Annotated in this window: 12 protein-coding genes; 5 read left to right on the top strand and 7 right to left on the bottom strand. The window is 61.8% G+C overall.

Features of this window, described 5'->3' with window-relative positions; all coding sequences use genetic code 11:
* Positions 1–180 precede the first annotated feature (180 nt).
* The 5 genes from tfpB (at position 181) to BMX68_RS12880 (ending at position 5389) form a co-directional block, all read left to right on the top strand.
* Entirely contained in the window at positions 181–1962 is a 1782-nt protein-coding gene (gene tfpB, locus BMX68_RS12900) for a type IV pilus assembly ATPase TfpB (protein ID WP_017130555.1), read from the top strand.
* 134 nt (positions 1963–2096) lie between these two features.
* A complete protein-coding gene (locus BMX68_RS12895; RefSeq protein WP_017130556.1) occupies positions 2097–3017 on the top strand; it encodes an SPFH domain-containing protein in 921 nt (306 codons plus the stop codon).
* A 9-nt stretch (positions 3018–3026) separates the two neighbouring features.
* Positions 3027–3476 (top strand): NfeD family protein, encoded by a 450-nt coding sequence (locus BMX68_RS12890; protein WP_017130557.1) that lies wholly within the window; start codon positions 3027–3029, stop codon positions 3474–3476.
* A gap of 67 nt (positions 3477–3543) precedes the next feature.
* Positions 3544–3861: a DUF2388 domain-containing protein gene (locus BMX68_RS12885; protein ID WP_017130558.1), complete on the top strand. Its 318-nt coding sequence runs from the start codon at positions 3544–3546 to the stop codon at positions 3859–3861.
* Between the two features lie 388 nt (positions 3862–4249).
* Positions 4250–5389, top strand: a complete 1140-nt coding sequence (locus BMX68_RS12880; protein WP_017130559.1) for a DegT/DnrJ/EryC1/StrS family aminotransferase — start codon at positions 4250–4252, stop codon at positions 5387–5389.
* Positions 5390–5483: 94 nt separating this feature from the next.
* Here the strand turns inward: BMX68_RS12880 and gcvH are convergent, their stop codons facing one another.
* The 7 genes from gcvH to pepP all read right to left on the bottom strand — a co-directional run bounded on the left by gcvH (position 5484) and on the right by pepP (position 13811).
* Positions 5484–5867, bottom strand: a complete 384-nt coding sequence (gene gcvH / locus BMX68_RS12875; RefSeq protein ID WP_017130560.1) for a glycine cleavage system protein GcvH — start codon at positions 5865–5867, stop codon at positions 5484–5486.
* A gap of 58 nt (positions 5868–5925) precedes the next feature.
* Positions 5926–7008 carry a glycine cleavage system aminomethyltransferase GcvT gene (gene gcvT, locus BMX68_RS12870; RefSeq protein WP_017130561.1) on the bottom strand — a complete coding sequence of 361 codons (1083 nt, stop codon included), beginning with the start codon at positions 7006–7008 and terminating at the stop codon, positions 5926–5928.
* A 156-nt stretch (positions 7009–7164) separates the two neighbouring features.
* Complete coding sequence (locus BMX68_RS12865) at positions 7165–8781, bottom strand: ABC transporter permease (protein WP_017130562.1); 1617 nt, start codon at positions 8779–8781, stop codon at positions 7165–7167.
* A 98-nt stretch (positions 8782–8879) separates the two neighbouring features.
* Positions 8880–9881, bottom strand: coding sequence for an extracellular solute-binding protein (locus BMX68_RS12860; RefSeq protein ID WP_017130563.1), 1002 nt, complete (start codon positions 9879–9881; stop codon positions 8880–8882).
* 106 nt (positions 9882–9987) lie between these two features.
* Positions 9988–11211, bottom strand: a complete 1224-nt coding sequence (locus BMX68_RS12855) for a 2-octaprenyl-3-methyl-6-methoxy-1,4-benzoquinol hydroxylase (protein ID WP_017130564.1) — start codon at positions 11209–11211, stop codon at positions 9988–9990.
* Positions 11212–11292: 81 nt separating this feature from the next.
* On the bottom strand, positions 11293–12480 hold the full coding sequence (gene ubiH, locus BMX68_RS12850; protein WP_017130565.1) for a 2-octaprenyl-6-methoxyphenyl hydroxylase: 1188 nt from the start codon (positions 12478–12480) through the stop codon (positions 11293–11295).
* Positions 12477–13811 carry a Xaa-Pro aminopeptidase gene (gene pepP, locus BMX68_RS12845; protein ID WP_017130566.1) on the bottom strand — a complete coding sequence of 445 codons (1335 nt, stop codon included), beginning with the start codon at positions 13809–13811 and terminating at the stop codon, positions 12477–12479. The genes ubiH and pepP overlap by 4 nt, the downstream gene beginning before the upstream one ends.
* Between the last annotated feature and the right edge of the window lie 26 nt (positions 13812–13837).

Genomic DNA, 13837 nt, shown 5'->3' with positions numbered 1-13837 from the left:
CAGTCAAACTTGAGCTAACGAACTAACCGGCTACTCGCTGCACACGGAAAGAAATTGCAATCTTTGCCTGGTTATTGGACCAAACGTCAGGCTGCCTCGCGACTATTCTTTGCAATCCAGGGTCAGACAGGGATTACGTCTGAATCAATGGTTGCAAGACCGCCTGAATAGGAAGCCCGCATGCCCGTCGCCCCACTTTCCCAGGACCGCTGGCTGGATCTCAACGAGTTGCTGCGCGAATTGCTCGCCCAGGGTTTTATCAGCCAGGACTCCGCCGAGCGTGCCCTGACCACCCGGCGCAATTCGCGCAACAGCCAACTGCACCCGTTGGAGTTCATTGCCCGCCAGCGCCTTCCCGACCTGAGCCGACCCGGCAAGCCGCTGGACCTCGAGAGCCTGACCTTGTGGCTGGCGCAACAGGTCGACCAGCCCTACCTGCGCATCGATCCACTGAAGATCAATGTCGCCGCAATCATGCCGCTGATGTCCTATGCCTTTGCCCAACGCCACAAGATCCTCGCCGTCTCGGTGGATCGCGACGGCGTGACCATCGCCAGCGCCCAGCCCCATGTCAAGAGCTGGGAAGCCGACCTGAGCCATGTGCTCAAGCTGCCGATCAAACGGGTGGTGGCCAACCCGGTGGATATCCAGCGCTACACGGTGGAGTTCTTCCGTCTGGCGAAATCGGTCAGCGGCGCCAACACGGTCGACCAGAAAGGCCATAACCTGGGCAATTTCGAGCAACTGCTGAACCTCGGCGCCAGCGACCAGGAGCCGGACGCCAACGACGCGCATATCGTCAATATCGTCGACTGGCTGTTCCAGTACGCTTTCCAGCAACGGGCCAGCGATATCCATATCGAACCGCGACGCGAGCAGGGCACAGTGCGCTTTCGCATCGACGGTGTGCTGCACAATGTCTATCAGTTCCCGCCCCAGGTGACCATGGCGATTGTCAGCCGCCTCAAGAGCCTGGGCCGGATGAATGTCGCGGAAAAACGCAAACCCCAGGACGGGCGGGTGAAGACCAAGACCCCGGACGGCGGCGAAGTGGAATTGCGTCTGTCGACCCTGCCGACTGCGTTCGGCGAAAAGATGGTCATGCGCATCTTCGATCCGGAAGTGCTGCTCAAGGATTTCGACCAACTCGGGTTTGCCGCCGAAGACTTGCGCCGCTGGCAGGACATGACGCGCCAACCCAACGGTATCGTCCTGGTGACCGGGCCCACCGGTTCGGGCAAAACCACCACGCTGTACACCACGCTGAAAAAGCTGGCGACCCCGGAGGTCAATCTGTGCACCATCGAAGACCCGATCGAGATGGTCGAACCTTCCTTCAACCAGATGCAGGTCCAGCACAATATCGACCTGACTTTCGCCAGCGGCGTGCGCGCCCTGATGCGCCAGGATCCGGACATCATCATGATCGGCGAGATCCGCGACCTGGAAACCGCCGAGATGGCGATCCAAGCGGCGCTGACCGGGCACCTGGTGCTCTCGACCCTGCACACCAACGACGCGCCGAGCGCCATCAGTCGTCTGTTGGAGCTGGGCGTGCCGCATTACCTGATCAAGGCCACGGTACTCGGGGTAATGGCCCAACGCCTGGTGCGTACCCTTTGCTCGCACTGTAAGGCCCCACAGAGCCTGTCCGAAGAAGACTGGCAGACCTTGACCAAGCCTTGGCAGGCACCGATGCCCACCGGCGCGCAGCGGGCGATTGGCTGCCCGGAATGTCGCGATACCGGCTATCGCGGGCGGGCCGGGGTCTACGAGATCATGCTGCTCAGCGACAGCGTGAAAGCGCTGATCCACGCCGATACCGACCTGCTGGCGGTGCGCCGCCAGGCGTTCATGGAAGGCATGCGCAGCTTGCGCCTGTCCGGTGCGCAGAAGGTCGCGGCGGGGCTGACTACCATCGAGGAAGTATTGCGAGTGACGCCGCAGAGCGAACAGAAATAACCGGGTGCGTCCGTTTCCAGGCGGACGCCACCAGGACATGCCTGATCACAAAGTAAACACTTCTTATCTCGCAGCAGCCCGTTACACTTATAGGAAGCACATCTTCTCGACAAACACTTGTACAGGGAACCGTCATGCAAATCGGTAGCGTACTTCTACTTTTCGTCGGCTTGGCCATCGCCGTCGTCTTCATGGGCTTCAAGGTCGTGCCTCAGGGCTATCAGTGGACGGTGGAGCGCTTCGGGCGCTACACCACTACCCTCAAGCCCGGCCTGAACATCATCGTCCCGGTCATGGACCGCATCGGGCGCAAGATCAACGTGATGGAAAGCGTGCTCGATATCCCGCCTCAGGAAGTCATCACCGCCGACAACGCGACGGTACAGATCGACGCGGTGTGTTTCTTCCAGGTGGTCAATACGGCCCAGGCGGCCTACGAAGTGAACAATCTCGAACACGCCATCCGTAACCTGCTACAGACCAACATCCGCACCGTGCTCGGCTCCATGGAACTCGATGCCATGCTCGGCCAGCGCGACACCATCAACGAGAAACTGCTGCGCACCGTCGATGAAGCCACCGCGCCGTGGGGTATCAAGATCACCCGGATCGAAATCAAGGACATCAGCCCGCCCGCTGACCTGATGGCGGCGATGTCCGGCCAGATGAAGGCCGAGCGGGTCAAGCGTGCGCAGATTCTTGAGGCCGAAGGCCTGCGGGCTTCGGCGATCCTGACCGCCGAAGGCAAGAAGCAGGCGCAGATCCTCGAAGCCGAAGGTAATCGACAGGCCGCCTTCCTCGAATCCGAGGCGCGCGAACGGGAAGCCGAGGCCGAGGCCCGCGCCACTCAAGTGGTGTCCGAGGCAATTGCCAACGGCAATGTGCAAGCGGTGAACTATTTCGTCGCGCAGAAATACATCGATGCCCTCGGCAAGCTGGCTTCGGCCAACAACAGTAAAGTGATCCTGATGCCGCTCGAAGCCAGCCAGGTCATCGGCGCAGTGGGTGGCATCGGCGAAATCGTCAAGGCCACTTTCGACGGCAAAAAGGCCTGAGGCACTGCCATGTGGGATTTCCTGCAACACCTGTCCTTTTGGGACTGGCTGGCCCTTGGCACGATCTTGTTGATACTCGAAGTGTTCGGCGCCGGCGGTTACCTGCTGTGGGTGGGCATTGCCGCAGCGGCGGTCGGCGTGCTGACCTTCGTGATTCCTGGCCTGGCGTGGACACTGCAATTCCTGCTGTTTGGCCTGCTGTCGGTGCTGACGGCGGTGTACTGGTGGAAACGCCAGCGTAGCGCCGCCAGCATCAGCGACCAGCCGGGTCTCAACGAACGTGGGCATGATCTGATCGGCAAGACCTTCGTGGTACATGCGGCGATCAGCAACAGACGCGGCAAGATCAAGGTTGGCGATAGCGTATGGATGGTGACCGGCCCGGACGCCGCAGTCGGTGCGCGGGTTCGGGTGATCGGGCAGAATGGCACGATCCTGCAGGTTGAACCCGTTGAATAGGGCCAATGGAACTCTACCTCGATAATCGCAATCCAACGTTCATATATCCCCAAGTGGAATCACCACCATGCGTCTCAAATATGCTGTCGCCACCCTCGCGTTGCTGTCCCTTCCCGTTGGTTCGGCCATGGCTGATGGTTTCTGGCGCAACGTCATTTCATCCGGTGCAACCACCGGCTCGACCTACCTGACCTTCAAGGACCACAAGCTGATCGTCGCGGCCCAGGATGATGCCGGCAGCTTTGTTGCCAGCGAGGGCAATATTCGCGGCCCCTACCTGGAAGCGGCCATGCAGAAAGTGCGCGCCGATCATCCAGACCTGAAAGCTAGCGACATGGACCTGGCCAACGCGATCCTGGCGAAGAACGCACTGTCGGACCAATGATCGACAGCTCGTCGAACTGAACGATGAAACGCCGACAGCCTGTCGGCGTTTTTGTTTTCGCCGCGCCGTTATCATGCCGATACCACTTTCGACTCTGTCAGGGCTTTTAACCTCACAAAGCCAGCGTTCCAACGCCTTGATCATTGCCGGATAACCCTGGGCCCGTTGGCGAGGGGTAAATGGGTGATCGGGGACTGAAGGGATCTCTCTTGGTGCGCCCCCCTTGAGGCCATGCGCCAATCACCGAGCGTCTGTTCAGCGTCAAGACAGCAAAAAGAACCGAAATTTCACATCGAATCAGTATCATCGGCAGCATCGCGGCATAGCTGTCGATCCTTTATCGCTTGAGGATCATTTCCCGGCCTTCACCTCGGACGTCACGACCCCCATGAGCCAACTGCCTTTCCTGCCTTTCTCCAAACCCACCATCGACGAAGCGACCATCTCCTCGGTCGCCGACGTCCTGCGTTCCGGCTGGATCACCAGCGGTCCCAAGGTGGCGGCCTTTGAAGCCCAGTTGTCGGAATACTTCGGTGGGCGTCCCGTGCGCACCTTCAACTCCGGCACCTGCACCATGGAAATCGCTCTGCGCATTGCGGGCATTGGCCCAGGTGACGAAGTCATCACCACGCCGATTTCCTGGGTCGCCACCGCCAATGTGATCATCGCGGTCGGCGCTACGCCGGTGTTCGCGGATATCGACCCGGTGACCCGCAATATCGACCTGGATCAGGTCGAACTCGCGATCACCCCGCGCACCCGAGCGATCATTCCGGTGTACCTGTCCGGCCTGCCGGTGGACATGGACCGCCTCTACGCCATCGCCAAGAAACACAACCTGCGCATCGTCGAAGACGCCGCCCAGGCCCTGGGTTCACAGTGGCAGGGGCAGAAGATTGGCGCTTTCGGTGACTTCGTGTCGTTCAGCTTCCAGGCGAACAAAAACATCACCTGTTCCGAAGGCGGCTGCCTGGTGCTGAACAACGCCGAGGAGGCGCGCCTGGCGGAGAAGTATCGCCTGCAAGGCGTGACCCGCACCGGCCATGACGGGTTGGACGTGGATGTACTGGGCGGCAAATTCAACATGACCGACGTCGCCGCAGCCATCGGCCTGGGCCAGTTCGCCCATATCGACGCGATCACCGCCCATCGCCGGGAGATGGCCCGGTACTATTTCGAACTGTTTGGCAGCGATTTCGAGGAGCGGTCCGGCGTCCAGCTACCGGTGAGGAATTTCACCCACAGCAATTGGCACATGTTCCAGTTGGTCCTGCCGGAGCGGGCCGATGGCCAGCCGGCACGAGCGACCTTTATGGAAGACATGAAGCAGCAGGGCATCGGTATCGGCTACCACTACCCGGCGATCCACCTGCTCAGCCTGTACCGCGAGCGCGGCTTCAAGGAGGGCATGTTCCCGGTCGCCGAACGCGTCGGACGCCTGATCGTCTCGTTGCCGATGTTCAACACGATCACCCAGGCCGATGTCGAGCGCTCGGTGGCGGCAGTCAAGGCGATACTGCAACCGTAACCCCGGCAGAGCCCTCTCTCCCGCGCAGGAGAGAGGGCCTGGCTCGGGTCTGTGGCGAGCGGGCTGGTCGGCACGCCACCGTTGGTTACCTTACTTATTCGCCGATGGTGACCTGGTAACCCGCCGCGTCCAGCAGCTTGTCCAATTCACCCTGATCGCTCGGCCTGAGCTTGAAGATCCATGCGCTGTAAGGTTCGCTGTTGAGTGCCTCTGGCTTCTCGGACAACTTGTCGTTGATCGCGATCACTTCACCGGAAACCGGTGAGTAGATATCCGAAGCGGCCTTCACCGACTCCACCACACCGGCCTGATCCCCGGCAGCGAATACATTGCCGACGTCCGGCAGCTCAATGAACACTACGTCCCCCAAGGCCTCCTGAGCGTAGTCGCTGATGCCCACGGTCACCGTATCATCGGCTTCCAGGCGGGCCCATTCGTGGCTTTCGGCAAAACGCAGATCGGCAGGGATTTGGCTCATATTCAGTGTCCTCAAGAAAAAGTGTCAGCGGCCCGCCACTCGGGCTCACCAGATAAGATCAGATCAAGGTTTTACCATGACGCACGAACGTCGGCCTTACCACACGAACCGGGTACCATTTGCCGCGAATTTCCACTTCGGCACGATCAGCAGTCTCCGACGGAACACGCGCTAGCGCAATCGACTTGCTTAGCGTAGGTGAGAAACTACCACTGGTGATCTCTCCTTCGCCAATGTCAGCGATACGAACCACCTGGTGGGCACGCAAAACACCGCGCTCTTCCAGCACCAGGCCGACCAGCTTGAGCTTCGGCCCACTGGCCTTTTCCGCTTCGAGGGCGGCCCGTCCGATGAAGTCACGGGACGCTGGCTCCCAGGCAATGGTCCAAGCCATGTTGGCCGCCAGGGGCGAGACATTCAGGTGGATATCCTGACCGTAGAGGTTCATTCCGGCTTCGAGCCGCAAGGTATCGCGGGCACCGAGCCCGATCGGGGAAATCCCGGCGCCGACCAGATCGTTGAAGAAAGCGGGCGCCTGATCCGCTGGCAGCACGATCTCCAGGCCATCCTCACCGGTATAGCCGGTGCGGGCGATAAACCAGTCGCCGTCGCCGCGACCTTCGAAGGGTTTGAGTTGCTGGATCAACTGGCCACGGGACTGGCTCACCAGCTCGCTGATCTTGTGCCGGGCCTGCGGCCCTTGGATCGCCAGCATCGCCAGTTCGGGGCGCTCCAGCAATTGCACATCGAACGAACCGATCCGAGTATTCATCCACGCCAGGTCCTGGTCGCGGGTGGCGGCGTTGACCACCAAGCGATAACCGTCGTCGGTGCGGTAGACAATCATGTCGTCGATCACCCCGCCCTGCTCGTCGAGCATGGCGCTGTACAAGGCGCGACCGGGACTGTCGAGACGTCCGACATCATTGGCCAGCAGGTACTGTAGCCAGGCCTTGGCCTGACTGCCGGCGATATCGATCACGGTCATGTGCGAAACATCGAAGACCCCACAGTCGCGGCGCACCTGATGGTGTTCCTCGACTTGCGAGCCGTAATGCAGAGGCATATCCCAACCGCCAAAATCGACCATCTTCGCACCAAGAGCGAGGTGCAGGTCATACAAAGGCGTACGCTGTCCCATGGGTTTCTCCTTCCGGGCGTGGCGAAGGTGCGGACAGGCAATGGACTGGCTTGAGCCCTTTATGGATGGGGCCTTGAGCTATGTTCCAGCACCCGGTCTGTCAGACGGACCGCACCGAATGCCGCGCATTGTAGCCGCAAGGGACCGATCTGGCACCTAACCGATATGCCGAGCCGAGCGACGGATCAGGCCAATCACCGGCAACAGGCCGACCAGCACCAGTGTCAACGCCGGCAACGATGCCCGCGCCCACTCGCCTTCGCTGGTCATCTCGAAGACTCTTACCGCCAGCGTGTCCCAACCAAAAGGGCGCATCAGCAAGGTGGCGGGCATTTCCTTGAGCACATCGACAAACACCAGCAACACCGCGCTCAAGGTGCCGGGTAGCAGCAACGGTAGATACACCTTGAAAAACAGCCGTGGCCCACCGACACCCAAGCTGCGGGCCGCTTCCGGCAACGACGGACGAATCCGCGCCAAGCTGTTTTCCAGCGGCCCATAGGCCACGGCGATAAAACGCACCAGGTACGCCAGCAACAACGCCGACAGGCTGCCCAGCAGCAGCGGCTTGCCAGCGCCGCCAAGCCAGCTCGACAGCACCACCACCAGCTCCCGGTCCAGGTAACTGAACGCGAGCATGATCGACACCGCCAGCACCGAGCCGGGCAACGCATAGCCGAGATTGGCCAGACTGACACCGGCGCGGATGCTCCGAGTCGGTGCCAGACGCCGCGCGAACGCCAACAGCAACGCCACGGCGACGGTAATCAGCGCGGCCATGCCCCCAAGGTACAGCGTGTGCAGGATCAGTCCGGCGTAACGCTCATCAAGGTCCAAGCGCCCACGTTGCCAGAACCACACCACCAGTTGCAGCACTGGAATGACAAAAGCGCAAGCGAACACCAGCAGGCACCAGCCGCTGGCGGCCCAGGCCTTCAGGCCATGCAGGTGATACAGCGCCTGGCCCCGAGGCCGCTCGTTGCCGACGCGAGCAGCGCCTCGGGCCCGTCGCTCGCCGTAGAGCACCAGCATCACCGCGAGCAACAACAGACTGGCAAGCTGGGCCGCGCTGGAAAGACTGAAGAAGCCGTACCACGTCTTATAGATCGCGGTGGTGAAGGTATCGAAGTTGAATACCGCGACTGCGCCGAAATCCGCCAGAGTCTCCATCAGCGCCAACGCCACGCCCGCACCGATGGCCGGACGCGCCATGGGCAAGGCCACGCGCCAGAATGCCTGCCAGGGCGATTGGCCGAGGGCCCGGGCGGCTTCCATCAAGCCCTTGCCCTGGGCCAGGAACGCACTGCGCGCCAACAGATAGACATAGGGATAGAAGACCAGCACCAGCACCAGGATCACCCCGCCGGTGGAACGCACCCGTGGCAGCCGCAGGCCACCGCCGAAGACTTCGCGCAAGAGGCTCTGCACCGGGCCGGAAAAGTCCAGCAGGCCAACGAAGACAAACGCCAGGACATAGGCCGGAATGGCAAAGGGCAGCATCAATGCCCAATCGAGCCAGCGACGGCCGGGGAACTCGCAGAGACTGGTGAGCCAGGCAAGACTGACGCCGAACAGCGTTACGCCGATGCCGACACCAATCACCAGGGTCAAAGTGTTGCCCAGCAGGCGGGGCATCTGGGTCTCCCAGAGATGGGACCAAATCTGCAGGTCAATCGACTGCCACGACAGCAGCAGCACGCTCAACGGCAACAACACCAGAGTGGCGACGGCGAAAACCAGGGGATACCAGCGGCGTTGAACGGGGTGGGCCAAGGAGATTCTCGAAGCAAAGGGATACAGCGATCATTTGTGGTGAGTGGGCACAACCACTCACCACGAGGGAGGACCCTCCTCGGGCTTTGTGCGTTGGCTCAGTTCCAGCCGACGCGATCCATCAGGCGGATCGCCTCGGCCTGGCGCTTGCCGGCGATTTCCACCGGCAAAGCATCAGGCACGAACTTGCCCCAGCTCGCCACTTCCGCCGATGGCGGCACCGCCGGGTTGGCCGGGAACTCCTGGTTCACGTCGGCAAAGATGCGCTGGGCTTCAGGCGTGGTCATCCATTCTACCAGCGCTTTGGCCGCCTGCGGGTGAGGTGCGTGCTGGGTCAGACCAATCCCCGATAGGTTCACATGCACGCCACGGTCGCCCTGGTTCGGCCAAAACAGCTTCACCGCCAGGTTCGGCTTCTGCTTGTGCAGGCGACCGTAGTAATAGGTGTTAACGATACCGACATCGCACTGTCCGGCGTTGATCGCCTCGAGCACCGCGATGTCATCGGAAAACACGTCGGTGGACAGATTGTTCACCCAGCCTTTGAGGATCTGCTCGGTCTTCGCCGCGCCATGGGTTTCGATCAGGGTGGCGGTCAGCGACTGGTTATAGACCTTCTTCGCCGTGCGCAGGCACAGGCGGCCTTCCCACTGTTTGTCGGCCAAGGCCTCATAGGTGGTCAGGTCGGCGGGTTTCACCCGCTCGGTGGAATACGCCAGAGTCCGCGCCCGCAGGCTCAGGCCGGTCCACTGATGGGCCGACGAGCGATATTGCAATGGGATATTGCTGTCGATTACCTGGGAGGTGAACGGCTGTAGGATACCCATCTGATCGGCCTGCCAGAGGTTGCCAGCATCGACGGTCAGCAACAGGTCGGCAGTGGCATTCTCACCCTCGGCCTTGATCCGCTGCATCAGCGGTGCTTCCTTGTCGGTGATGAACTTCACCTTCACCCCGGTCTTCTGGGTATAGGCATCGAACACCGGCTTGATCAACTCGTCGATACGCGAGGAGTACACCACCACTTCGTCGGCGGCCTGAGCGGCGCCCGCCACGAAGGTTAGGGCCAGAGCTGTCAGTAGACGCTTGGGTGCCGACATGGGAGCGGTCTCTCGAGTTCGAAATGAACGCGAAATGATAGTGACTCACATTTGGCACCTCAACCGAAGTCGGCACGGAGGCGTTACCAGATGTTGCCGAACGTTTTCAGATTTTGGCCAGTTTCGGCAGGTCGCCGCTCAACCCCAGCGCCTGGCGAACAAACAGTGCCTTAGCCTCGGGCATCTGATTGACCCTCTTCAGGCCGCTGTTACGCAACCAGCGCAACGGCAAGCGGTCGGCCTGGAACAGTCGCTCAAAACCTTCCATTGCCGCCATCAGGCCGAGGTTATGGGGCATGCGCCGACGCTCGAAACGGCTGAGCACCCGCACATCCGCCAACCGCTCGCCGCGCTCGACCGCATGCAGGAGCACCTCGGCCAGCACCGCGGCATCGAGGAAACCGAGATTCACGCCCTGCCCAGCCAGTGGATGAATGGTGTGGGCCGCATCGCCGATCAGCGCCAGCCCTTCGGCGATATAGCGCTTGGCGTGGCGCTGACGCAGCGGCACGCACAGCCGTGGATCGGCTGAAATCACCGTGCCGAGCCGCCCCTCGAAAGCCCGCTCCAGCTCGCTGCAGAAGGTGGCTGGGTCCAAGGCCATCAGGCGTTCGGCTTCGCCCGGCGTGGTCGACCAGACAATCGAACACCAATCCTGGCCGCCATCGCGTTCCAACGGCAAAAAGGCCAGCGGACCGTCATCGGTAAAGCGCTGCCAGGCGGTCATCTGGTGCGGCTTCGAGCTGCGCACGCTGGTGACGATGGCGTGGTGCAGGTAATCCCACTCGCGGGTCGCGCAACCGGTCAAGCGACGTACCGCCGAGTTCGCCCCATCGGCGGCGATTACCAGCGGCGACCGCAATGTGCGACCGTCGGCCAGGGTCAGCAGCCAATCATCGCCGGAGCGGCGCATCTGTTCCAGCCGGGCATTGGCCAGCAAGCCCATATCACAGTCGTGCAGGCGCTCAAGCAAGGCGTCCTGGATCACCCGGTTCTCGACGATATGTCCGAGCACATCGGCATGCACACTGGCCGCCGAGAAGTGGATCTGTCCGGTACCGCTGCCGTCCCAGACCTGCATGTCACGGTAGGGGCAGGCACGCCGACCGGCAATGCCCGCCCACACACCCAAGCGTTCGAGAATGCGCTGGCTGGCGGCCGATAAGGCGCTCACCCGTGGTTCGAACGCGGCCTGTGGATCGAACGGCTTAACGCTCAGCGGGCCGCCGTCGAGCAACAGCACTTCCAGCCCGCTGTCTTTCAAGGCCAGGGCCAAGGCACTGCCGACCATCCCGGCCCCGACAATCAGCACATCTGCGCGCGTTTCCATGCTTTAAGCCTGTAGTAAAGAGTGAGCACGCCCCTTGTGGGAGCCAGCTTGACGACTCCTGCAGGGTTCGAGGTGTGGGTCCTAGCCATCGGAACGGGTCCCCAGGCCCATGGCCTGCCGGGCAAACCAGCGCTTGGCCGGGGGCAGCAGGTCGAGGCCGAGCAGACCGAGATTGCGCCCCAGGGCAACCCATGGCCGGGCACTGCCGAACAGCCGGGTGACCTGGTCCGAGAAGCCGACGGTCAGCGTCTGGTCCAGGCGCTGGCGCTCCTGATAGCCGCGCAGGGTGGCGAAGTCGCCTGGTACCGCTTCACTGGTCAGCAGGGTATCCGCCAGCGCCTGGGCATCGCGCAGGGACAGGTTGAAGCCCTGCCCGGCAATCGGGTGCAGGCTGTGGGCTGCATTACCCAGCACAACCAGGTGTGGACGGACCTGCTCTTCGGCTTCCACCAGTGTCAGTGGGTACAGATGTCGGGCGCCCACCTGTTTCAAGGTGCCGAGACGATAACCGAACACGCCCTGCAATTCACTGAGGAAGCTGCGCTCGTCCAGTTCCGCGAGTCGCCGGGCGTCCATCCCGAGACGGGTCCAGATCAGCGCACAGCGATTGTCCGGCAACGGCAGCAACGCCATCGGCCCTTCATCGGTAAACCGCTCGAAAGCCATGCCGTGATGGGGTTCGCTCGGCGAAATATTGGCAATCAACGCACTCTGGTTGTACGGTCGCCTGCGCACACCGATGCCCAGTTGCTCGCGCAGGCCGGAGCGACCACCATCGGCCAGCACCACCAGATCGCAATCGAGCAGGGTTTCATCGTTGAGGGTCAGGCGGTAGCCGTCTTCCAGCGGCTGTAGGCGGGTGACCTCGGCCGGGCAACGCCAACTGACCACTGCCTGGTCCAACCCCTGCCAGAGGCATTGGCCGAGCCAGGCGTTCTCGACCACGTAGCCCAGAGCCGGCACCCCTTCTTCGCTGGCCGACAGCCGTGCCGTGGAAAATCGCCCGCGATCGGACACATGAATCTGCTTGATCGGCTCGGCCCGCTGGGTAATCGATTGCCACAAGCCAAGGCGCTCGTAGATCTGCCGGGCACCGAAGGACAACGCCGAGGAGCGGGCATCATAGCTTGGCTGATAACTGTCGCCAGGGGCGAAGGGCTCGATCAACACAATCTTCCAGCCACGGGCTTTGGCTCCGGCCTGCAACGCCAGCGCCAGGCTGGCGCCGACCAGGCCGCCGCCGATGATCGCCAGATTGATCCGGCTCATGCTGCGTCGGCCCGAGCCGCAGCCATCAGCGCCTCGATTTCGGCGACGGTCTTGGGTACACCGCCGGTCAGGATTTCACACCCCTGCTTAGTCACCACGACATCGTCCTCGATGCGCACGCCTATGCCGCGCCATTTCTTCGCTACGTCCTGGTTGTCCGGAGAAATGTAGATGCCCGGCTCCACCGTCAGCGCCATACCGACCTCCAGCACGCGCCATTCGCCGCCGACCCTGTACTCGCCGACATCATGCACATCCATCCCCAGCCAGTGGCCGGCGCGGTGCATGTAGAAAGCCTTGTAGGCCTCGCTGTCGATCAACTCCTCGACATCGCCGTGCAACAGCCCCAACGCCACCAGCCCGCCGGTAATCACCCGCACCGTGGCTTCGTGCGCCTGATTCCAATGCTTGTTCGGGGCGATCTGCGCGAACGCCGCTTCCTGGGCCGCCAGCACCAACTCATAGATCGCTTTTTGCTCGGGCGAGAACTTGCCGTTGATCGGCCAGGTACGGGTTATATCGCTGGCATAACAGTCGATCTCACAGCCGGCGTCGATCAGCACCAGGTCACCGTCCTTGAGCAACGCGTCATTCTGCTGGTAGTGCAGGATGCAACTGTTGCGCCCAGCGGCGACGATGGAGCCGTAGGCTGGCATTTTCGCCCCGCCCTTGCGGAACTCGTAATCCAGCTCGGCCTCCAGGCTGAACTCGTGCAACCCGGCACGGCAGGCCTGCATAGCCCGCACATGGGCACGGGCGGAAATCGTCGCAGCCTCGCGCATCACTTTCACTTCCGCCGCCGATTTATACAGGCGCATGTCGTGCAGCAGATGATCCAAGGCAACGAATTCTTTCGGCGGTTGCGCACCGAGATGCGCCTTGGAGCGGATCACATTGATCCAGTCCATCAGGTGCCGGTCGAACTCCGGGTGGCTGCCCATGGCCGAATAGACCCGGTCGCGCCCTTCGATAAGGCCCGGCAGGATGTCGTCGATATCGCTGATAGGGAAGGCATCGTCCGCGCCGAAATCGCGGATCGCACCTTCCTGTCCAGCGCGCAAGCCATCCCAAAGTTCGCGTTCGACATTGCGCTCACGGCAGAACAGTACATATTCACCGTGGGCGCGCCCGGGAATCAGCACAATCACTGCCTGAGGCTCGGAGAAACCGCTGAGGTATTGGAAATCGCTGTCTTGGCGGTAGACATGCTCGACATCGCGGTTGCGGATCGCTACTGCGGCGGCCGGCAGGATCGCGATGCTGTTGGGTTCCATCTGCACCATCAACGCCTTGCGGCGCCGGGCGTATTCTGCTTTAGGAATATGAATCATGGGCAGAAGGAGCTCCCTGTCCTGGC

The organism is Pseudomonas agarici (assembly GCF_900109755.1).
Taxonomy (GTDB): Bacteria; Pseudomonadota; Gammaproteobacteria; order Pseudomonadales; family Pseudomonadaceae; genus Aquipseudomonas; species Aquipseudomonas agarici.
Note: the sequence above shows the minus strand (reverse complement) of the source record. Positions and strands in the feature narration are given on the sequence as shown.